Origin of the sequence: Tianweitania populi, from assembly GCF_014652875.1 — a bacterium.
GTDB classification, from domain to species: domain Bacteria; phylum Pseudomonadota; class Alphaproteobacteria; order Rhizobiales; family Rhizobiaceae; genus Tianweitania; species Tianweitania populi.
In genome coordinates this window covers 1686045-1706514 of record NZ_BMZQ01000001.1, presented here as the reverse complement: position 1 = coordinate 1706514, position 20470 = coordinate 1686045, and the positions used below count along the sequence as shown (strand labels likewise).

Sequence of the window (20470 nt, the reverse complement as noted above, 5' to 3'; positions counted from 1 at the left end):
GTCTGTCGTCCAACTCAACGGTCCTCGCAAGAAGTCGGGGCCTTATTGCATTATTATGGCATAACTGTCGATGGCATTTCGATGCCTGCACTAGCTTTGGAGAACCAGAATGTCCGATGACATGCGCGCTCAGATCGGCCTCCGTCCGGTCATCAACGTGTCAGGCACGATGACCAGCCTCGGCGCCTCGATCGTCGTTCCCGAGGCTATCCAAGCCATGGCTGCGATCCTGCCGCAGTTCGTAGAAATGAACGACCTTCAGCGCAAGGCAAGCGCCGTGATTGCGCGGCTCACCGGGGCAGAGGCGGGCTTCGTGACGGCCTCGTGCTCGGCCGGCATTAGTCTCGCCGTGGCAGGTACGATCACCGGCAACAATCTGCTGGCCATCGAGAAACTGCCAGATGTCGCACCGGAAAAGAACGAAGTACTGGTGCAGATGGGCCATGTCGTGAGCTACGGCGCACCCGTGGACCAGTCGATCAGACTGGCAGGCGGCAAGGTCGTGCTGATCGGCCAGGCAACTTCAACGCACCGCTTCCACATGGAAAACGCCATCACCGAAAAGACGGCGGCGGCAGTCTACGTCATCTCGCATCACGTGGTCGATTACGGCCTGCTGAACCTGGTCGAGTTCGTCGAAATCGCCCATGCTAAGGGCGTGCCCGTCATCGTGGACGCGGCTTCGGAATATGACCTCAAGCTGTTCCTCGAGCAGGGCGCGGACATCGCCCTTTATTCCGGCCACAAGTTCCTGGGCGGTCCGACTTCCGGCATCGTCGCAGGAAACAAGGATCTCGTCCGCAACGCCTTCCTGCAGAACATGGGCATCGGGCGGGGCATGAAGGTCGGCAAGGAAAGCGTATACGGTGTTATGGCCGCCTTGGAAGCCTGGGAAAAGCGAGATCATGCCGGTATCCGGGAGCGCGAAACCGGCTATCTGAACCTTTGGAAGGAAACGCTGGACGGTCGCCCAGGCGTCACGGCGCTGATCGAACCCGATCCGACCAACAATCCGCTGGACCGCATGCGTGTGATCATCTCCGCGCCGGAAGCGCATATCACGGCGTGGGATCTCGCGGCGGCACTGCGCAGCGGCGAGCAGCCGGTGATCGTGCGCGACCACGAGGTGGAGCACCACTACTTCTATCTCGACCCGTGCAACCTGCATCCCGGTCAGGAAACGATTGTCGCGGCCCGTTTGGCGGAAGAACTCGATAAGGCACGCGCATCCAACGAGATCATCGCGACCCCGATCGAACTTCTCAGCAAGCATCGTTTCGACGGCATGCTGCGCTGGCCGGACTGAGCCGCAGCCAATCGGCAGGATAGAAAGGGAACAATCATGGCTACCGCGCATGTCGAAGCCGTTCGATCCGCTCAGCCCGTTTTGTCCGTGGAGAACCTGACGACGTCGTTCAACGTCGACGGCAAATGGAAGCCGGTGGTGCGTGATATCTCCTTTACGGTCGCGCCAGGCGAGACGGTGGCGATCGTGGGCGAATCCGGATCCGGCAAGAGCGTCACGTCGCTGTCCATCATGCGGCTCTTGCAGGAAGGCACCAGCCGTATCGAAGGCAAGATCATGCTTGGAGGGCGCAACCTCCTGGCATTGCCCGAGCGCGAGATGCGGCAGGTGCGCGGCAATGAGGTCGCGATGATCTTCCAGGAGCCGATGACGAGCCTCAACCCGCTCTTCACCATCGGCGACCAGATTTCCGAAGCGCTGCTTTGCCATAAGGCGATGTCGGCTGCAGAGGCAAAGGCCGAGACCATCCGGCTGCTCGACAAGGTGCGCATCCCCTCGGCTGCTTCGCGGTTCGATGAATATCCGCATCGATTTTCTGGCGGCATGCGCCAGCGCGTCATGATCGCAATGGCGCTCGCCTCGAAGCCGAAACTCCTGATCGCGGATGAGCCGACAACAGCGCTCGACGTGACGATCCAGGGCCAGATCCTCGATCTCATCAAGATGCTGCAGGACGAGGAGGGGACATCCGTCCTGTTCATCACCCACGATATGGGCGTCGTGGCCGAAATCGCGGACCGCACCGTCGTAATGTATCGCGGCGAGCAGGTTGAAACCGGAGCCACCGCCGACATCTTCCATCGTGGTCAACATCCTTACACCCGAGCGCTGCTATCCGCCGTGCCCGTGCTCGGTTCGATGCAAAACTACCAGCGACCGCTTCGCTTTCCCGTGGTGGACAACGTGACCGGCCTGTCCGACACGCCGGTCGAGGTGGTCGACACTGTTTCCCGGGAACGACCGATCCTCGAGGTCAAGAACCTCACCAAACGTTTCGCGATCCATTCCGGCCTCCTGAGCCGCCTGGTCGGGCGGGTGCATGCCGTCGAGAATGTGTCGTTCGACCTTCATGCCGGCGAGACGCTGTCGCTGGTCGGCGAATCTGGTTGCGGCAAGTCCACTACCGGCCGCGCGATCATGCGGCTGATCGAACCCACCTCGGGGTCGGTCACGGTTGAAGGACGCGACGTGCTTGCGCTGGACAAGCGCGAAATGCGCGAGATGCGCAAATCCGTGCAGATGATCTTCCAGGACCCTTATGCCTCGCTGAACCCGCGCATGACGGTGGGACAGGCGATTGCCGAACCCTACCTCGAACACAAGATGGGTACAACAAAGCAGGCCAAGGATGTCGTTGCCGACATGCTGCGCAAGGTTGGTCTGATTCCCGATATGGCTGGCCGCTATCCGCACGAATTTTCCGGCGGTCAGCGCCAGCGCATCTGCATCGCGCGTGCTCTGGCTCTGGAGCCGAAGGTGATCGTTGCCGATGAAAGCGTTTCGGCGCTGGACGTATCGGTCAAGGCGCAGGTCATCAACCTCATGCTCGATCTGCAGCAGAGCCTGAACCTTGCCTTCCTGTTCATCAGCCATGACATGGCCGTGGTGGAACGGGTCAGCCACCGCGTCGCCGTCATGTATCTTGGCGAGATCGTCGAGATCGGCCCACGCGCTTCCGTGTTCGGCAATCCGCAGCACGACTATACGAAGAAGCTGATGGCGGCCGTTCCGGTGCCAGATCCGGATCGTCGGCGTGACAAGCGGGTGCCAATCGGCGATGAGTTGAAAAGTCCGATCCGGGCAGCCGACCATGTGCAGCCGATCCGGAAATATCGTACCATCTCGGACGGTCATCTGGTTGCTGTTTGATAACAGTTCGACTGAAGGGAATATCATCGTGCAGCAGACATTGCTTTCCGTTGGCGAAGCCATGATCGAGATGTCGGCGGGCACGAACGGGCAATGGCGCATGGGCTTTGCCGGCGACACGCTGAACACCGCCGCTCATGCCCGCGCTCATCTCGGAAGCGATTGGCGCGTGTCGTATTTCACGGCGCTCGGTACGGATCGCTATTCAGATGCATTGCGCGCGTTTATCGATGAGAGGGGCATCGAGACCGATCGGATCATGACGATCGATGATCGCCGGCCGGGCCTGTATTTCATTCATCAGGAAGCTGGCGACCGGCATTTCACCTACTGGCGCGACCGCTCGGCAGCTCGCCTCCTCGCCTCGGATGCAACGGCGCTGCAAACAGCCTTCGCCAATGTCGCGATGATCTATGTCTCCGGCATTACGTTAGCGATCCTTGATGCTGCGGGACGTGAAGCGCTTTTTGCAGCGCTTGAAACCGCGCGCAGAAGCGGCGCGCGCATTTGCTTCGATCCAAACATCCGCCCCGTTCTTTGGAGCGGTGAAGAGAAAATCCGGCAAACGCTTCAACATTTTGCTTCCGTTTGCGACATCGTCCTGCCGACTTATGGCGATGAGGCGGGGATCTTCAACGACAAGGACATCACGGCAACTCGCGACCGCTATCTCGGCTGGGGTGCGCGGGAGATCGTGGTCAAGAACGGATCAGAAGCAGCGCTTGCAAGCGCGGACGGGCAAGAGGTTTCCGTAGACCCGACGCCTGTTTCTGCGGTTGTCGATGCCACCGGCGCCGGCGACAGCTTCAATGGCGCCTACGTCGCAGCACGTATTCAGGGCGCGTCCTTGCAGGAAGCCGTGGAAAAGGCGCATCAGGTCGCGGCCATCTGCATCGGGCACCACGGCGCTTTGCCGAGCTGACAGGCCACTGACCTTTGATCACCTGATTGGGTCGGCCAATCCACCAGAAATGCTCAGTGAATGAGCGTCTGGCTCCCGATCATGAAGCTTTTTCGCGCTTCTGTTCGTCCTGCGACTGCAGCAGTTTGGATAATTCCACTTCGCTTACGGGTTTGGACATCAGGAAGCCCTGAAGATCGTCGCAGCCGGCGCGTTGCAGGTGTTCTTCCTGCTCGATGGTTTCCACGCCTTCGGCCGTGGTCTTCAAGCCGGTTGCCTGTGCGAGCTTGATGATGGCTTCAACAATGGCCGCGTCGCTGCTGCCAGGCGTGCCCAGACCTTGCACAAAGCTCTTGTCGACCTTGATGCGGTCGACAGCCAGGCTTTGAAGACGGCTCAGGGAGGAGAAGCCGGTGCCGAAATCATCCAGCGCTATCAGAACACCGAGTTCGCGAAGGGCCTCAATGTTGGCGGCACAAATCCCATTTTCGTCGGTCAGAGTGCTTTCCGTCACCTCTAATTCGAGCTGGTGAGGATTGAGCCCGGTCGCCATCAGGATGTTGGCGACTTTCATCGGATAAAGCGGGTTACGAAGTTCTACCACCGACACATTGACGGCGAGCTTGATCGCGCCCCAGCCGCGGGCGGCCTGACAGGCAGCGCGCAGAACACGATCTCCAAGCTGTTCCACCAGACCGGTATCTTCCGCAACGGGTATGAAAGCGTCCGGAGTGATCCAGCCTTTGGTCGGATGGTGCCAGCGGGCAAGCGCTTCGACGCCGGTGATGCGGCGGGTGCCGGCGGAGTACAAAGGCTGGAAAAGCACGACGATCTGGTCGTTTCCTTCCAAGGCGATGCGCAGATCATGCTCCACGGCGCGACGCTCCTGAACCAGTGCGTCCATGGCTTGGCCGAAGATGGCGTAGCGTCCGCGACCGCCGCCTTTTGCATGATACAGGGCGATGTCGGCCTTGCGCAGAAGGTCGGTGCGCGTGGAACCATGAAGCGGCGCGAGCGACACGCCGATGCTAACACCGACATTGATGTGGTTGCCGTCGATGTTGAACGGTTGGCTGACTGCGTCGATGATGCGCTCGCAAACACCTTCCACGAACTTGACGCTTTCCACATTCGTGAGCGCGATGGTGAACTCGTCGCCACCTACGCGGCCGATCAGATCTCGAGACCGGATGATCTTGTTCAGGCGCTCGGCAAATTGCCGGATCAATTCATCGCCGGTCGGATGACCCAGTGTGTCGTTCACATGCTTGAAGCGGTCAAGGTCGAGGTACAGCACAGCGATCAACTGGTCGGTCTTTTCGCGACCAAGCAGCAGGTCATCGAGCCCGTTGTTGAAGGTCAGTCGGTTGCCGACGCCCGTCAGCGTGTCGTGCAAGGCGAGATGGCGAACTTCCGCTTCGCTGGCCTGCAGCGTCACCGAGCGTTTGTGCAGGCGCATGATGAGGAAAGCCAGCACGGCTGCCGTGATGAGAAAGAGCAGCCCCAGCACAGGCGCCATGAAGGACATGACGGCAGAGCCAGGCCGGAAGGGCAACCAGATGAGATGGCCAACAGGCTGACCTGCCTTGGACATCAACGGCTCGTCTGCATCATGCGACGCCGTGTCGGAAGTCCAGCTGAAGCGGAGTCCATCGAACAGGTACTCGTCGCGGGTATCGTCGAGGAAGGTGCCGTCCAGGTAGCGCAAGGCGACATGCAGATATTCCGTGCCAGGTTCCTGCCTGATCTCGCCGGAATCGGAAACAACGGGTTCGACGCTGATGATGGTGGGGTGGCCGTGAACGATCGCGAGATCGGTGATGCCGGGGCTTGGCGTGTGCTCGCCGGTGATGCTTTCGTCATCGAGGGTTTGAAGATCACGTCGCAACTGCGCCGTCAAAGGAAGAACCTGAGCGGATATGTCCGAAAAGGCGGGACCTGCAGGAGACACCTTGCCATCGATGAAGGCGTAGGTTGGCACGTCGGCTTGGTCGAGAACAAAAGCGCCGTCATGCCCGAAATAGGTGTGCATCCATGCGCCGAGGTTGGCGTCCATCCATTCGGGGTCATTTTCCTTGACGCCGCGGATCGCATCATCCCAGACGGTCGCGCTTTCCTGATCATGCGCGACGCTCTCCTGCGCCTGGGAGATCACCAGGCGCATCAAGCTGGTTTGTCGATCAATGGAGATCCGGTCGGCACGAAAGCTCGACCAGAACAGAACGGCACTGACCAGAGCGGCGGCAGCGAGCGCTGCCAGGATAATCGGCAGTGCTGTTTTGATGAGGAAGTGCCGCACCATTGATACTTCCGCCACGCCAGCCATGCCAAGGTCCAACCCCATTCACGCGCAGCCTAGGCGCGATTTATTAAGGGCTACCCTAGTGTTCGTGATCGGTCTGCCAATGTTTCGAGCAACATTTCCCTGGAGAGCAGACTTCCGGCGAAATCGTTACCGTTCGCGAAGTGGGTTTAAGCCCTCTGCATCGTCAGCTGCAGCGTATCGGTCGCGATCATGCGCTCTTCGTCGGTCGGCACGACGAGGGTGGCGACACGGGCGTCTGCTGCGCTGATGTCGGGATGTCCATTGCGGGCGATCTGGTTCAGGTCTTCATCGATCGCAATGCCAAGAACACCCAGGCCGGAGCAAACGAGCTTGCGGATTTCGGCGCTGTTTTCGCCAATCCCTGCCGTGAAGACGAGTGCGTCGAGCCCGTTCATGGCGGCGGCATAGGCGCCGATCTGCTTGCGCAGCTGGTACACGAAGACGTCGACCGCCAATTGGCATCGCTTGTTGCCGGCAGCCGCTGCTTCGCAGACTTCGCGCATGTCGTTGGAAAGGCCGGACAGTCCAAGCAGGCCGCTCTTCTTGTAGCAAATGGCCTCGACCTCATCGAGGCTCATGCCGAGCGTTTTCACGAGATGGAAGATGATGGCTGGATCGAAGTCGCCGGCGCGGGTGCCCATCGGCATGCCGCAGAATGTGCCGAAGCCGATGCTGGTATCCACCGATTGACCGCCTTTCACAGCGTCGATCGTCACGCCGTTGCCGAGATGGCAGATTACCATCGACAGCGCTTCTATCGGCCGGCCGAGGATATCGGCCGCCGCCTGGCTGACATAGCGACAGGACGTTCCGTGGAAGCCGTAGCGGCGGATGCCGTGGTCGGTGCAAAGCTCATAGGGCAGGGCGTAGACATGCGCGTGCTGGGGGACCGTCTGATGGAAGGCCGTGTCGAACACCACCACGTTCGGTGTTCCTGGAAAGAGGCGCATCGCTTCCTCGATGCCAGCGATGTTGCAGGGGTTGTGCAGCGGCGCAAAGGTCGAGCATGCGCGGAGTCCTTCCATGACCTGGTCATCCACGATGACCGATTCAACGAATGTCGAGCCGCCATGCACGGCGCGGTGGCCGATAGCTATGATCTGCGCCGGCTCGGTGATGACGCCGATGTCGGGCGACAGGAGGTTCTCCATCATCAACGTGAACGCGGCCTGGTGGTCGGCAATGTCTCTGACGATCCGGGTCTTACCGTCATCGACCTTGTGGTCGGCATAACCGCCGGCTTCGCCGATCTTGGCGATGATGCCGGACGCGATCACCTCAGCCAGATCGGCGCTGTAGAGTTGGTATTTCAGGCTCGAACTGCCGCAGTTGATCGTCAGTATCATGGAGAAAATCCTTTGGGAAAACGGATGGCGGCGCGGCCAGGGTGGGAGGAATAGCCGCGCCGCAGAGACCTCGATCAAGCGGGTCCCGATCAGACCGGCAGCGGAACGAGCGTCCAGAAGCCGAGGAAGGTGAGGCCGTTGAAGACCATCACCATCAGCGCGATGGTGCAGGCTGGTGGGTCAATGTGGGTGTCGCCGTGGCAGAGAAACAGGCGGGCGAAGAATTCACCGACAAAGGCGCAGACGAGCCCGGCGATGGCCGCCCATAGAATGCTGCCCGAGGAAGCGCCGACGATGGCGGCGGGCAGCATGATGTGGTGCGTTACAGGTGTGAGAACGCCGAGAGTGAGGAAAAGAAGGCTCGAGGCGGCGATGCCGAAGGCAAGCAGCGCACCGGGCGTGCCATAGGTCACGCCGAGCCAGCCGCCTAGAAGACCGCCGCCGATGCCGATCATCAGCAACTGGCCGCGATGGCTTTGAAACGCCAGCCACATGGTGGCATCGGTCGGCGCAAAGAATTTCGTGCCTGGTTCCGCCTTGCCGCACAGGCCGCACGTGCCCCAGGCGAAGCGGGCGATGAAGGCGGAGATGACCACGGTCATGCCGGGCAGGTCGGTCCAGGCGAGCGTGGGCGAGAAGTTCGGGATGAAGGTCAGCAGCCAGAAGATCAGGTATCCAATTGCGCCGAAGATGCCGCCGACCAGCAGCACGTCGGGGCTGTTCAATCCCATGCCGGCGGTGACGATGTTGCGGCCGGTATCCAGCTTGCCTTTCTTGGCTGCGTAAGCCGCCGCCGCGACACCGGACGCGAAGCCACCGACATGGGGCCCGAACACGCCGAACGGGACGCCGAAGAAGTCGGTGGCGTCAGGGGCAACCGCCAGCTGGATGGCGACGCCGAGCATTGTCAGAATGCCCACAAAGGAAAATGCCGGCAGCGCGCCGATGGCTGCGCCGAATATCCCGCCGCCAAAGGCGACGAGGAGCCCGAGTGCTGTCATGTTAGTCTCCCGGGATGTGCGGCCGCCGCGTGTTGGCTTGGCCGAAGTCCCTTTATTGACGTTGCGGGAGGTCGCATGGTTTTGCGGCCTGATCAGGCACTCTCAGCTGGGGTTTACGCACACAATGGCAGCTGGGGAGCGGCAAGCTCCCACCGACGCATCCGTCTGAGCCAAGATGTGTGAGGTCGATCCCGAAATCGGGGTGTTGATCGGCCTCAAAATTACTGAGGCGATGTCGAGACGGTCAACGTGATGGTTTTGGCCTGCAAGGGTAGTTTCTTGTCGCGCTGTGGCGCGGGCCCCGGCGAAACTTTCCCCTTTCCGAAAACTGCAACAATTTCAGCGCCGAGTCGCCGGGACTGCTGTGCAAGGTGCGGCAGTTGTGCCCAGGTCGTGTCCACTTAGCACTTGTCGCCTGTCCTTCAGGCATCCCGGACAGGTGCGAACTTGTTCTGCGAGGACAAGAAAACATCTGGTCAAAATCAGTCGCTCGCAAGCCTGTCCGGCTTTTCCCAAAGGACGTCGCTGGAAACTCAGTGATTTGAATGGGTTCTGAGGATTTCCCTGCCAGGTCAAGTCTTTACCCGTGCTGGTCAAGGCCGTCGCGTTGACCCTCTGAGGTGCCGGGGCCTACCTTTTACTCACAAGACGCGGCCTAACGACGACTGCGCCGGACGGTGAAAACCATGGCGAATTCCAACGACAACACGATGCCTACGAGCCCCGCGCCAAGGCATCCATCCGATGCGAACCATCCTGCATCGCGTCGCTCCTGACATCCTCAACTGATCAACACGCTCCCCGCCACGAGGGCTCGGGACGTTCACCACACTGGAGGTCGTAATGATCGAAAAAGGATTTTCCCAACCAACCGACCGCGTCAAGCGGTTGAAGAAGCAGATCATCGAAGCCCGACCCTATGTGGAGTCGGAGCGTGCGGTGCTCGCGACCGACGCCTACAAGGCCACCGAGGGCCTGCCTCCGATCCTGCGGCGTGCCCGGGTCGTCGAGAAGCTCTTCAACGAGCTGCCGGTGACCATTCGCGAAGACGAACTCATCGTCGGCGCAATCACCAAGAATCCGCGCTCCACCGAAATCTGCCCGGAATTCTCGTTCGACTGGGTCGAAAAGGAATTCGAGACGATGGCGACACGTCTCGCCGATCCGTTCGAGATCCCGGCGCAGACAGCCAATGAGCTGCGCGAAGCCTTCAAATACTGGCCCGGCCGCACAACCAGCGATCTTGCTTCGTCCTACATGTCGCAAAAGACCAAGGACTGCATCGCCAACGGCGTGTTCACGGTCGGCAACTACTTCTATGGCGGCGTCGGCCATGTCTGCGTCGACTACGGCAAGATCCTGAATGTCGGCTTCCGCGGCATCATCGCCGAGGCCATCAAGCATATCGAAATGCTCGATCTCATGGATCCGTCCTATATCAAGAAGCAGCAGTTCTATAACGCCGTCATCATCTCCTATAAGGCTGCCATCGATTTCGCCCATCGCTATGCCGCGAAGGCTGCGGAACTGGCCAAGGCCGAAAGCAACCCCACCCGCAAGGCTGAACTCGAGCAGATCGCCAGGAACTGCACGAAGGTCCCCGAATATCCGGCTTCGAACTTCTGGGAAGCCTGTCAGACGATGTGGTTCGTGCAGTGCATGCTGCAGATCGAATCCAGCGGCCACTCGATCTCTCCCGGCCGTTTCGACCAGTATATGTATCCCTTCCTGAAGGCCGATACGTCCATCAGCCGCGAATTCGCGCAGGAACTGATCGACTGCATCTGGATCAAGCTGAACGACGTCAACAAGACGCGCGATGAAGTGTCGGCACAGGCTTTCGCCGGTTACGCGGTGTTCCAGAACCTGTGCGTCGGCGGTCAAACGCCGGATGGCCGCGATGCCACCAACGACGTGTCCTATATGTGCATGGAAGCAACGGCACATTGCCGCCTGCCGGCACCGTCCTTCTCGATCCGCGTTTGGCAGGGCACGCCTGACGAGTTCCTGCATCGCGCTGCCGAAGTGGTTCGTCTCGGCCTCGGTGTCCCCGCCGTCTATAATGACGAGGTGATCATCCCGTCGCTTCAGAACCGCGGCGTTTCGCTGGCCGATGCCCGCGATTACGGCATCGTCGGCTGCGTCGAGCCGCAGGCGATCCACAAGACGGAAGGCTGGCACGATGCCGCGTTCTTCAACGTCGCGAAGGTTCTGGAAATCACGCTGAACAACGGCAAGGTTGGCGATACCCAGCTCGGTCCGGTTACCGGTGATGCCAAGAGCTGGACGTCGATCGACGACTTCTACGATGCCTTCAACAAGCAGATGGCCTTCTTCGTGAAGCATCTGGCCGAAGCCGACAACTGCGTCGACCTCGCCCATGCGGAACGCGCTCCGCTGCCCTTCCTGTCGCCCATGGTCGAAGACTGCATGGGTCGCGGCAAGTCGGTGGCGGAAGGTGGAGCGATTTACAACTTCACGGGACCACAGGCCTTCGGTGTCGCCGATACCGGTGACTCCGTCTACGCCATGAAGAAGTTCGTCTTCGACGACAAGAAGATGACGATGGCCGAACTGAAGGAAGCGCTCGACGCAAACTTCGGCCTGGCACTCGGTGGCAAGCCGAACACCGCCGGTGGCGAGTTGACGGAAGGCCAGATCCAGGAAGCCGTGCGCAAGGTGCTGGCATCCAACAAGTCGGTCGACGTGGCAACGCTGAAGGACGAGGTCTATCGCACGCTTGCAACGCAGACAGTGCCAGCCGGGTCGTCGAAATATGAGGGCGTCCGCCGCCTGCTCGACTCCGCCGAAGCCTTCGGCAACGATAATGACGATGTGGATCTGATCGCCCGTCACTGCGCTCAGGTTTATTGCAAGGAAGTCGAGAAATACACCAATCCGCGGGGCGGCCAGTTCCAGGCCGGTATCTACCCGGTTTCGGCCAACGTGTTATTCGGCAAGGATGTCGGCGCTCTGCCAGACGGTCGGCCGGCCAAGGCACCGCTCGCCGATGGTGTGTCGCCTCGCCAGGGCAAGGACCGGCTCGGTCCGACGGCTGCTGCGAACTCGGTGGCCAAGCTCGATCACTTCATCGCCTCGAACGGCACGCTCTACAACCAGAAGTTCCTGCCTTCCGCGCTTGCGGGTGACATCGGTCTGCGAAACTTCGCTTCGCTCGTCCGCTCCTACTTCGACCAGAAGGGCATGCACGTGCAGTTCAACGTGATCGACCGCAAGACGCTGCTGGCAGCGCAGGCCGATCCCGAAGCGCACCGCGATCTGGTGGTCCGCGTGGCCGGCTACTCCGCACAGTTCGTGGTGCTCGCCAAGGAAGTGCAGGACGACATCATCAGCCGCACGGAACAATCCTTCGGCTGATGCAAGGACCGGTTCTTTCGAGGACCGGTCAAAGGAAAAAGCGCGGGCCGACACGAAGCCTGGCCCGCGACCTTCCACCAACACTGACGAAACAGGGTATCCGATGCCAACCTTCAAAAGCTTTTCCCCCCGGACCGAGATCGTGTTCGGCGAAGGGCTGCTCGATCGGCTGCAGGCCTATCGCGGCCAGAAGGTCGGGATAGTCACCGACGCCTTCATGGCGAAATCCGGTCCCCTCGACCGCGTGCTTGCTCATCTCGACGGTTGCGAGGTTAAGGTCTTCGACGAGGCCATTCCCGAGCCCCCGATTGCCACGGTCACCAAGGGCGCCGGCATCTTTGCCGAATTCGGTCCGGACGTGGTGGTGGCGCTGGGTGGGGGCTCGCCCATCGATGCGGCCAAGGCGATCGTTGCCGTGGTCAGGTCGCAGGATCCGTCGCGGACCATCCGCTTCGTGGCCATTCCGACCACTAGCGGCACAGGCTCCGAGGTGACGGCCTTCGCCGTGATTTCGGACCCGGACAACGGCCGGAAGTTCCCGCTGATTTCGCGAGACATGATCCCGGACGTGGCGATCCTCGATCCTGAATTCGTCCGCACCGCACCGGCCAAGGTTACGGCCGACACCGGCATGGATGTCATCACCCACGCGATCGAAGCCGTGGTGGCGGTGGGCGCATCGAACTTCACCGATGCGTTTGCTGAAAAGGCGCTCGAACTCGCTTTCGCCAACCTGCCCAAGGCCTATGCCGACGGCAATGACATGGCGGCCCGCGATGCGATGCATCAGGCATCCTGCCTGGCAGGCCTCGCCTTCTCGGATGCGGGCTTGGGCATCAACCACGGTCTGGCCCACGCCATCGGCGCGCGCATGCATCTGGTTCACGGCCGCATCAATGCGGTGCTGATGCCTTATGTCATCGCCTGGAATGCCGGCCTTGAAGACGACGCGCCGGCGTGCCGCGAAACGCTCAACCGTTACGCCCGCATTGCGGTGCGGATCGGCCTCGATGTTCCCAGCTCACGGGCCGGCGTCATCGCACTGATCCGCGCCATCCAGGGCCTGAACACACGCTTTTCGATCGCGCCGACGCTTCGCGGCCTCGGCATGGATCATGAGGAGTATCGCCGGGCCATCCCGGACATCGCGACAGCTGCCCTGGCAGATGCCTGCACCACAGGAAACCCACGCCGGCCCACTCACGCGGAGCTGAAGATGCTCCTCGAACGGGCCGGGGGCTAAGACCGAAGGAAAGGTGCCCGTTAGAGCATCTCCCGAAAGTCGGTCAATCACATCAACAACTTAACACGCAAAGCAAGGACTAAAATTATGCAACAAGAAGCACTCGGAATGGTCGAAACCAAAGGTCTGGTTGCCGCCATCGAAGCCGCTGACGCTATGGTCAAGTCTGCCAACGTTGCCTTGATCGGCTACGAAAAGATCGGCTCGGGCCTGGTCACCGTCATCGTTCGTGGTGACGTCGGCGCGGTCAAGGCCGCAACGGACGCCGGTGCCGTGGCTGCCGAAAAGGTCGGCACCGTTGTGTCCGTCCACGTCATTCCTCGCCCTCACATGGAAGTCGAGAAGATCCTGCCGGAACAGAAGGCTTCTGCCTGAACAAGAGGCTGAAGTCTGAACCCTGAACGCAACTAGGAGAATCGGCAATGAAAAACGATCTTGTCGAACAACTCATGGACGAGGTGATCCGCAAGATGGGCGGGAGCGAAAGCTCCCCGTCCGCAGCGCCAGCCCCCGCCGCTGAGAAACCGGCCGCTCCGAAGGCGGCCCCTGCAACGGCCCCTAAAGCCTGCAACCTGACCGAATTCGTCGGCACCGCAAACGGCCACACGGTCGGTTTGGTGATCGCGAATGTGGACCCGCTGCTTCACGAGCAGATGAAGATCGACAAGAAGTACCGGTCGATCGGCATCGTTGGCGGACGCACCGGCGCCGGCCCGCAGATCTTTGCAGCCGACGAAGCCGTAAAAGCCACCAACAGCGAAGTGGTTCTGATCGAACTGCCGCGCGATACGGAAGGCGGCGGCGGCCACGGCAGCTTGATCGTCTTCGGAGCCGAAGACGTTTCCGACGCCCGCCGCGCCGTTGAAGTCACGCTGTCGGAACTCGACCGCACCTTCGGCGACGTTTACGGCACGCCGGCCGGGCATCTGGAGTTCCAGTACACCGCTCGTGCCAGCTTCGCGCTGAACAAGGCTTTCGGCGCGCCGATCGGCCAGGCCTTCGGCATCACCGTCGGCTGCCCCGCTGCAATCGGCGTCTTGATGGCCGACACCGCCACCAAGGCCGCAACCGTGGTGCCTGTCGCCTACGCGACGCCGGGCAATGGCGGCACGAGCTACTCGAACGAGGCGATCTTCATGTTCTCGGGTGACTCCGGCGCCGTTCGCCAGGCTATCCGCGCTGCGCGCGACGTGGGCAAGCAGGTCCTCGGCACGCTCGACCCGGCTCCCGTCGCATCCGCGACCAAGCCGTACATTTGAACTGAAAGGAGACCGTCATGTCGCAGGAAAGTCTTGGATTGATCGAGACGATCGGCCTGGCAGCGGCCATCGCTGCCGCGGACGCCGCGGTGAAATCGGCCAATGTCACGCTTGTCGGCTACGAACTGAGCAAGGGCGACGGCATGGCGGTCGTCAAACTTCGCGGTGACGTGGGAGCCGTCCAGGCTGCCATTTCCGCCGCGCAAGCGGAGGCCGCGCGTGTGGGACAGGTTGTAGCAACCCGGGTCATCGCACGGCCCTCCCTGGATCTCACGAAAATCGTGGACAGCCGCGAAACCGTCGGGATCAAGCGTCCCGAACCAACCCGCGCCGAACCTGTCGCCACAGCGGTGCAGGAAGAGCCTTCGGCCGCGCCTGCGCCAACCCCGCAGGTTGTCGAAACGGCACCATCCGAAACCTCCGGCCAGGCTGAAACGCCCGCTTCGCCGGTGATCGAACCCACCTTCGCAGAACCGACGGCCTACGGAAATCCGCCACCGCCGACCGATGTTTCCGAGCCAATTGATCTGCCGCAAAGCACACCACCCCAGCGGCCGGATAGACATCAGCGTAGGCGATAACGCAGACCACGCCAGCCGGCGGAACGGCTTGAAACCAATCCGCCTGCAGGCTCCGAAAGACGCCCGACCAGATCGCCGGGCAGGATGAGCAGGACAAGACAAAATGGAAATCACGCGCTCGGTGCTCGATGAAATCGTCGCCAGACTTCTGGCGCAGGGTCTGGCAGCGGCCGCAGAAACCGGCCAGAAGAACGAGACCACGGCGGAAACGGATCCTTGGCTGGTGCCGATCGGCGTTTCCAACCGCCACATCCATCTTTCGCGCGCCGATATGGATGCGCTGTTCGGCCCGGGTTCAAACCTCACGCGCATGGGCGCGCTGAAACAGCCGGGCCAGTATGCCGCCGAAGAAACGCTCGTGCTGCGCGGACCCAAGGGCCAGATCGCGAAGGTTCGCGTCCTTGGTCCGCTGCGTAAGGAAACCCAGATCGAGATTTCGATCGCCGACGGTTTCACGCTCGGCATCAAGCCGCCGATGCGCATGTCAGGCAAGCTGGAACAAAGTGCCGGCGTCGAACTGGTCGGCCCTTACGGCACGGTGAAGAAGGACAGCGGCGTGATCGTTGCGCTGCGCCACATCCACATGCGGCCGTCCGATGCCGAAAAGCTCGGCGTGAAGAACGGCGACGAAGTCGATGTCATCGTCGATGGCGTGCGCGGCGGCATCATGAACCACGTGACGATCCGGGCCGCAGAGGCCTCTCTTCCCGAGATGCATATCGATGTCGAGGAAGCCAACGCCTTCGGGCTAAAGAACAACGTGCTCGTGCGCATTCGCAAGGCCTGAGCGGAAGAAACCCATGTCCATCGTCGACAACAAACTTCAGGCATTTGGGAAACTGGTCCGCAAAGGCACGGTCGTGCCCGCGTCGGACCGGGCACCCGGCCCGCTGAAGGTGGGTGTCGACCTGGGCACGGCCAATCTCGTGCTCGCGGTCACGGATGCGCAGAACAACCCGGTTGCCGGCGCCACCTTCCGCTCGACCGTTGTGCGGGACGGGATCGTGGTTGATTACATCGGCGCAGTTCACGCCGTCCGCAAGATGAAGGCGGATCTGGAACAGCGCCTCGGTCAGCCGCTGCAACAGGCCGCCACCGCCATTCCGCCCGGCATTCGTCCCGGCAATGCAAAGGCCATCGGCAACGTCGTCGAGGCTGCCGATCTGCACCTTGTCGAGATCGTCGACGAACCCACCGCTGCCGCCCGGCTTCTGGGCGTGAAAGATGGCGCTGTGGTCGATGTCGGCGGCGGCACGACGGGGATCTCGGTTCTGAAGAATGGCGAAGTGATCGCCGTCTTCGACGAGGCAACCGGCGGCACGCACATGACCTTGGTGCTGGCTGGCGCAAAGAAACTCCTGTTCGAAGACGCGGAAATCGAGAAGCTCGATCCACGCAACGAACGTGACGTCTTCGCGCTGGTTCGTCCGGTGGTCGACAAGATGTCGACGATCGTGGCCCGGTTCCTGGCAAACCACCCTGACGTGAAAACGATCTATGTGGTTGGCGGCGCCTGCTCCTTCACAGAGTTCGAGGCGGTCATGGCCCAACATACCGGCCGCCGCGTCATCAAACCGGTAGAGCCGCTGCTGGTGACCCCGCTTGGCATCGCCATGTTCGACAATGGGGGGCGGCAATGACGCACCTCGACGACAGGCTCAACCGGATCCTTATCGATCTTCTGTCCGACCGCATTATCGAGCGGATGCGCGAACGCACGCGCTCGGCGCTGGTGTTGTTTGCAGGGATCGACCTCGGCCTTGACGCTGCACTCGGCCAATTGCGCCAACTACGTGGTGCGGGCTGGTCATTTGAAGTGATGTGCGCACCGGAAGCGCTGTGGCTCGGCAATGGACGGCTTGCAGATCTGAACGCGGCGGGCGCCAATGGTGCGGTCGGTGATCTTCTGGCGCGCAATGCACTCGTGCTGGTTCCGGCGCTGAGCATCACGCTTGCCGCCAAGGTCGCGCTCGGCATTGCCGACGAACCGCTTTCGGCGCTGATGCAAGGCGCGATTGAACGCGGCAGCCGCATCATCGCCGCCCGTGACGGCGTCTGCCCCGGCAGCCGTGACCGCCGCGAACGCGGACTGCTGCCGACGCCCGCTTACCAAGCGACGATGAGCCGGCACCTGCAGGCGCTTGCGGACTACGGGATCGAGCTGCCTTGGGCTGCCCGGCTTGCATCCGCGGTCACGGGGGCAGCGGCACCGTTGAGGCAGGCCGCCGTGTTGAAAGCATCGGCCACCATCAAACAATCCGGCGTGTTCGGCCTGCGCGAAGCGCGCGGCCTCGCCGAAACCGAACTGCATCTGGGCCAGGGCGTGATCGTGACGCCGGCCGCAGCAGAAGAACTGCGCGGCCGTGAAATCCGGCTCGTGAGAGAGTGAGAACAAGACCATGTATCTAGGCAAGGTCATCGGACGGGTGGTCGCAACCACCAAGGACATCAGCCTGTCGGGCTCGATCCTTCTGATCGTCGCACGTCTTAACGAGCGGCTGGAGCCGGCGGGTAGCACCTCCATCGCCATCGATACGGTGGGCGCCGGAAAGGGCGAAATCGTCATCGTAACCACCGGCAGCGCCGGTCGCCGCGCCGGCACGCTGCAGAATTCGGTGGTGGATGCCTGCATCGTGGGGATCGTCGATACGGTCGAAACCGATGGGCAGGTGGAGGTCTGATCGTGACGGTCGCCCCTGACATGGACCGGATCGCAACGGTGCTGCGCGCCGAACTCACCAAGCTCCGGCAGCTCCCATCAACCGCGCCTGGCAGCCTGACGCTTGCCGATGCGCAGCTGCTGGCGGAAGGCGCGGAAGCCTGCGCCCGCATCATGGGCCTCCCCGTTTGCATCGCGGTTGCCGATGCGCAAGGCGGCCTGATCCTGTTCCATCGCATGCAAGGCAGCCTGCCTGCGAGCACCCAGCTTGCACAGGGCAAGGCCTGGACGGCCGCGGCCTACCGCATGGGCTCGGATGAGCTCGGTCAGAAGGCGCAACCCGGCGGCATGCTGTTCGGTGTCGGACAGACCGGCGGGCCGAATGGGGGGCAGGTGGTTCTTTTCGGCGGGGGCATTCCCTGCCGCGTCGACGGCGTCGTGATCGGCGCGATCGGCATCAGTGGCGGCACAGTGGACGAGGACATGATCATCGCTCGCCATGCGCTCAATACATTTTCCGAAGCAAGGGGAACGCTCCCCGAGGAAGGAACAGGACTATGAACGACACAGACATCAACGACGCCGTCAGCCGCGTACTCGCCGGCTTCTCGGGCTCCCCCGTTTCGGCGATTGTCCCGGCGCCAACCGCCGCTCCAATCGCCCCCGCTCGCGCCCCGGCTCCTGCGCCGGCTACCCCTGCTGCATCGTCTTCGATCGACGACACCGTCGCCCGCATCATGGCGGAAATGGCCGGCACGAAGGCGGCTCCCAAGCCTGAGCCACTGGCAATCACACCCTTCAGCGATCATTGCCCGACTGGCGGAACCGATTGCACCGGTTGCACCGGTTGCGAACCGACAGATGGACTGGTGTCCTTCTCGATCTCCGATGAAGAAGCCGTAACGCTCGGCGATGGCGTCTTCGCAACCATGGACGAGGCCGTCGAGGCCGCTGCCGAAGCGTATCGCCAATACGTGTTCTGCTCGATGTCGGCTCGCAAGAGCTTCGTCGACGGCATTCGCGAAGTCTTCACCGATCAGGCCTTTCTCGAGCGCATTTCGCGCATGACGGTCGAGCAGACCGGCATGGGCAATGCCGAAGACAAGATCATCAAGAACCGTCTGGCCGCGATGAAGACGCCGGGCATCGAAGACCTCAAGACCGAAGCGGTCAGCGGCGACGATGGTCTGACGCTGGTGGAATATTCCGCCTTCGGCGTGATCGGCGCCATCACGCCGACGACCAACCCCACGGAAACGATTATCTGCAATTCGATCGGCATGCTGGCAGCCGGCAACTCGGCCGTGTTCAGCCCGCATCCGCGCGCCAAGGTCGTATCGCTCCTGGCTGTGAAGATGATCAACCGCAAGCTCGCCACCCTCGGCGCGCCCGCAAACCTGGTGGTCACGGTGCAGGCTCCCTCGATCGACAACACCAATGCGATGATGACCCATCCCAAGGTGCGGATGCTGGTTGCCACCGGTGGCCCGTCGATCGTCAAGACGGTGCTGTCGACCGGCAAGAAGGCGATCGGTGCCGGTGCCGGAAATCCACCGGTTGTGGTGGATGAAACCGCCGATATCGAGAAGGCCGCCAAGGACATCGTCAATGGCTGCTCTTTCGACAACAACCTGCCATGCATCGCCGAAAAGGAAGTGATCGCGGTCGCTCAGATCGCCGACTTCCTGATTTCGCAGATGCAGAAGAACGGCGCCTATCTCGTCAAGGATCCGGCAGTCATCAAGAAGCTCGAAGAGCTGGTTCTGACGCCCAAGGGCGGGCCGCAGACAAACTGCGTCGGCAAGAGCGCCGTTTACCTGCTCGACAAGGTCGGCATCACCGTCGGCCCCGAGATCCGCGTCATCCTGATCGAACTGCCGAAGGAACACCTGTTCGTTCGCGAAGAACTGATGATGCCGATCCTGCCGCTGGTGCGTGCGGCCCATGTCGACGAGGCGATCGACCTTGCCGTCGAACTGGAAAACGGCAACCGCCACACCGCGATGATCCACTCCACCAACGTCCGCAAGATGACGAAGATGGCCAAGCTGATCCAGACCACGATCTTCGTGAAGAACGGCCCGTCCTATGCCGGCATCGGCGTCGGCGGCGAGGGCTACACGACCTTCACCATCGCCGGACCAACCGGCGAGGGCCTGACTTCGCCGAAGTCGTTTGCCCGCCGTCGCAAATGCGTGATGGCCGAGGCGCTCAACGTCCGCTGAGGCGGGAAAGGGCTTCAGCCCGGCAAACACCGGGAAAAGCATAATCGAGGAGATCAGTTATGACGCACCGTATCATCAACGCCCCGCATCCCGACGCTTTGCAGATGCTGCAGCGTCGCATGCCGCCACATGGTCGCGCCTGGGTTCAGGCCAATCGTGTGGACTCCATCGGATTGATGCAGGTGTCCGTGGCTGATCTCTTCTACTTCTCGGACTTGGCGCTGAAAGCCGCCGACGTCTTCGCGGTCGAGATCTACGGCACTTGCCCCCAGCACGTCACGTCGCTGGCCGTCCTTGGCGAAACATCCTCCGTGAAGCTGGCGATGGAAACCATCGAAAGCGTGCAGAAGGCCGCATTCTAGAACGCTGCGCCGGT

At 61.6% G+C, this 20470-nt stretch carries 18 protein-coding genes; 15 read left to right on the top strand and 3 right to left on the bottom strand.

Going from position 1 to position 20470, the window contains the following annotated elements; genetic code table 11:
• Positions 1-109: 109 nt before the first annotated feature.
• Genes IE166_RS08310 through IE166_RS08300 form a run of 3 tightly spaced genes read left to right on the top strand, consistent with a single transcriptional unit; the run spans position 110 to position 4097 of the window.
• Positions 110-1306 carry an aminotransferase class V-fold PLP-dependent enzyme gene (locus tag IE166_RS08310; protein ID WP_189502964.1) on the top strand — a complete coding sequence of 399 codons (1197 nt, stop codon included), beginning with the start codon at positions 110-112 and terminating at the stop codon, positions 1304-1306.
• Positions 1307-1342: 36 nt separating this feature from the next.
• The gene (locus IE166_RS08305; protein WP_189502963.1) at positions 1343-3175 is read left to right on the top strand and encodes an ABC transporter ATP-binding protein; all 1833 of its coding nucleotides are present in this window, start codon (positions 1343-1345) and stop codon (positions 3173-3175) included.
• A 28-nt stretch (positions 3176-3203) separates the two neighbouring features.
• A complete protein-coding gene (locus IE166_RS08300) occupies positions 3204-4097 on the top strand; it encodes a sugar kinase (protein WP_189502962.1) in 894 nt (297 codons plus the stop codon).
• 79 nt (positions 4098-4176) lie between these two features.
• On the opposite strand, the gene IE166_RS08295 is transcribed toward IE166_RS08300, so the two are convergent.
• From IE166_RS08295 to IE166_RS08285, 3 genes are all read right to left on the bottom strand, one after another.
• Entirely contained in the window at positions 4177-6420 is a 2244-nt protein-coding gene (locus IE166_RS08295; protein ID WP_244641363.1) for a bifunctional diguanylate cyclase/phosphodiesterase, read from the bottom strand.
• 128 nt (positions 6421-6548) lie between these two features.
• On the bottom strand, positions 6549-7748 hold the full coding sequence (locus IE166_RS08290; RefSeq protein WP_189502961.1) for an acetate/propionate family kinase: 1200 nt from the start codon (positions 7746-7748) through the stop codon (positions 6549-6551).
• 89 nt (positions 7749-7837) lie between these two features.
• A complete protein-coding gene (locus tag IE166_RS08285; RefSeq protein ID WP_189502960.1) occupies positions 7838-8749 on the bottom strand; it encodes a permease in 912 nt (303 codons plus the stop codon).
• 843 nt (positions 8750-9592) lie between these two features.
• On the opposite strand from IE166_RS08285, the gene IE166_RS08280 reads away from it, so the two are divergent.
• From IE166_RS08280 to IE166_RS08225, 12 genes are all read left to right on the top strand, one after another.
• Complete coding sequence (locus tag IE166_RS08280; protein ID WP_189502959.1) at positions 9593-12127, top strand: glycyl radical protein; 2535 nt, start codon at positions 9593-9595, stop codon at positions 12125-12127.
• Positions 12128-12230: 103 nt separating this feature from the next.
• The gene (locus IE166_RS08275; RefSeq protein WP_189502958.1) at positions 12231-13370 is read left to right on the top strand and encodes a 1-propanol dehydrogenase PduQ; all 1140 of its coding nucleotides are present in this window, start codon (positions 12231-12233) and stop codon (positions 13368-13370) included.
• 87 nt (positions 13371-13457) lie between these two features.
• On the top strand, positions 13458-13745 hold the full coding sequence (gene pduA, locus IE166_RS08270; protein ID WP_189502957.1) for a propanediol utilization microcompartment protein PduA: 288 nt from the start codon (positions 13458-13460) through the stop codon (positions 13743-13745).
• Positions 13746-13792: 47 nt separating this feature from the next.
• Positions 13793-14629, top strand: coding sequence for a propanediol utilization microcompartment protein PduB (gene pduB, locus IE166_RS08265; protein ID WP_189502956.1), 837 nt, complete (start codon positions 13793-13795; stop codon positions 14627-14629).
• Between the two features lie 17 nt (positions 14630-14646).
• On the top strand, positions 14647-15210 hold the full coding sequence (locus IE166_RS20790; RefSeq protein ID WP_189502955.1) for a BMC domain-containing protein: 564 nt from the start codon (positions 14647-14649) through the stop codon (positions 15208-15210).
• A 103-nt stretch (positions 15211-15313) separates the two neighbouring features.
• On the top strand, positions 15314-15997 hold the full coding sequence (locus tag IE166_RS08255; RefSeq protein ID WP_189502954.1) for a phosphate propanoyltransferase: 684 nt from the start codon (positions 15314-15316) through the stop codon (positions 15995-15997).
• A gap of 13 nt (positions 15998-16010) precedes the next feature.
• Entirely contained in the window at positions 16011-16850 is an 840-nt protein-coding gene (gene eutJ, locus IE166_RS08250; protein WP_189502953.1) for an ethanolamine utilization protein EutJ, read from the top strand.
• The gene (locus IE166_RS08245; protein ID WP_189502952.1) at positions 16847-17599 is read left to right on the top strand and encodes a hypothetical protein; all 753 of its coding nucleotides are present in this window, start codon (positions 16847-16849) and stop codon (positions 17597-17599) included. Before eutJ ends, IE166_RS08245 begins: the two co-directional genes overlap by 4 nt.
• A gap of 10 nt (positions 17600-17609) precedes the next feature.
• A complete protein-coding gene (locus tag IE166_RS08240) occupies positions 17610-17891 on the top strand; it encodes a EutN/CcmL family microcompartment protein (protein ID WP_189502951.1) in 282 nt (93 codons plus the stop codon).
• Positions 17892-17893: 2 nt separating this feature from the next.
• Positions 17894-18430 carry a GlcG/HbpS family heme-binding protein gene (locus IE166_RS08235; protein ID WP_210312944.1) on the top strand — a complete coding sequence of 179 codons (537 nt, stop codon included), beginning with the start codon at positions 17894-17896 and terminating at the stop codon, positions 18428-18430.
• Positions 18427-20094, top strand: a complete 1668-nt coding sequence (locus IE166_RS08230) for an aldehyde dehydrogenase family protein (RefSeq protein WP_189502950.1) — start codon at positions 18427-18429, stop codon at positions 20092-20094. Before IE166_RS08235 ends, IE166_RS08230 begins: the two co-directional genes overlap by 4 nt.
• Before the next feature lie 59 nt (positions 20095-20153).
• The gene (locus IE166_RS08225; RefSeq protein WP_189502949.1) at positions 20154-20456 is read left to right on the top strand and encodes a BMC domain-containing protein; all 303 of its coding nucleotides are present in this window, start codon (positions 20154-20156) and stop codon (positions 20454-20456) included.
• Positions 20457-20470 lie beyond the last annotated feature (14 nt).

Coding starts and splice junctions, on each gene's coding strand:
- IE166_RS20790 (WP_189502955.1), top strand. CDS start 14,647: ATGTCGCAGGAAAGTCTTGGATTGATCGAGACGATCGGCCTGGCAGCG.
- IE166_RS08225 (WP_189502949.1), top strand. CDS start 20,154: ATGACGCACCGTATCATCAACGCCCCGCATCCCGACGCTTTGCAGATG.
- eutJ (WP_189502953.1), top strand. CDS start 16,011: ATGTCCATCGTCGACAACAAACTTCAGGCATTTGGGAAACTGGTCCGC.
- pduB (WP_189502956.1), top strand. CDS start 13,793: ATGAAAAACGATCTTGTCGAACAACTCATGGACGAGGTGATCCGCAAG.
- IE166_RS08295 (WP_244641363.1), bottom strand. CDS start 6,420: ATGGGGTTGGACCTTGGCATGGCTGGCGTGGCGGAAGTATCAATGGTG.
- IE166_RS08240 (WP_189502951.1), top strand. CDS start 17,610: ATGTATCTAGGCAAGGTCATCGGACGGGTGGTCGCAACCACCAAGGAC.
- IE166_RS08275 (WP_189502958.1), top strand. CDS start 12,231: ATGCCAACCTTCAAAAGCTTTTCCCCCCGGACCGAGATCGTGTTCGGC.
- IE166_RS08290 (WP_189502961.1), bottom strand. CDS start 7,748: ATGATACTGACGATCAACTGCGGCAGTTCGAGCCTGAAATACCAACTC.
- IE166_RS08280 (WP_189502959.1), top strand. CDS start 9,593: ATGATCGAAAAAGGATTTTCCCAACCAACCGACCGCGTCAAGCGGTTG.
- IE166_RS08310 (WP_189502964.1), top strand. CDS start 110: ATGTCCGATGACATGCGCGCTCAGATCGGCCTCCGTCCGGTCATCAAC.
- IE166_RS08230 (WP_189502950.1), top strand. CDS start 18,427: ATGAACGACACAGACATCAACGACGCCGTCAGCCGCGTACTCGCCGGC.
- IE166_RS08305 (WP_189502963.1), top strand. CDS start 1,343: ATGGCTACCGCGCATGTCGAAGCCGTTCGATCCGCTCAGCCCGTTTTG.
- IE166_RS08245 (WP_189502952.1), top strand. CDS start 16,847: ATGACGCACCTCGACGACAGGCTCAACCGGATCCTTATCGATCTTCTG.
- IE166_RS08255 (WP_189502954.1), top strand. CDS start 15,314: ATGGAAATCACGCGCTCGGTGCTCGATGAAATCGTCGCCAGACTTCTG.
- IE166_RS08285 (WP_189502960.1), bottom strand. CDS start 8,749: ATGACAGCACTCGGGCTCCTCGTCGCCTTTGGCGGCGGGATATTCGGC.
- pduA (WP_189502957.1), top strand. CDS start 13,458: ATGCAACAAGAAGCACTCGGAATGGTCGAAACCAAAGGTCTGGTTGCC.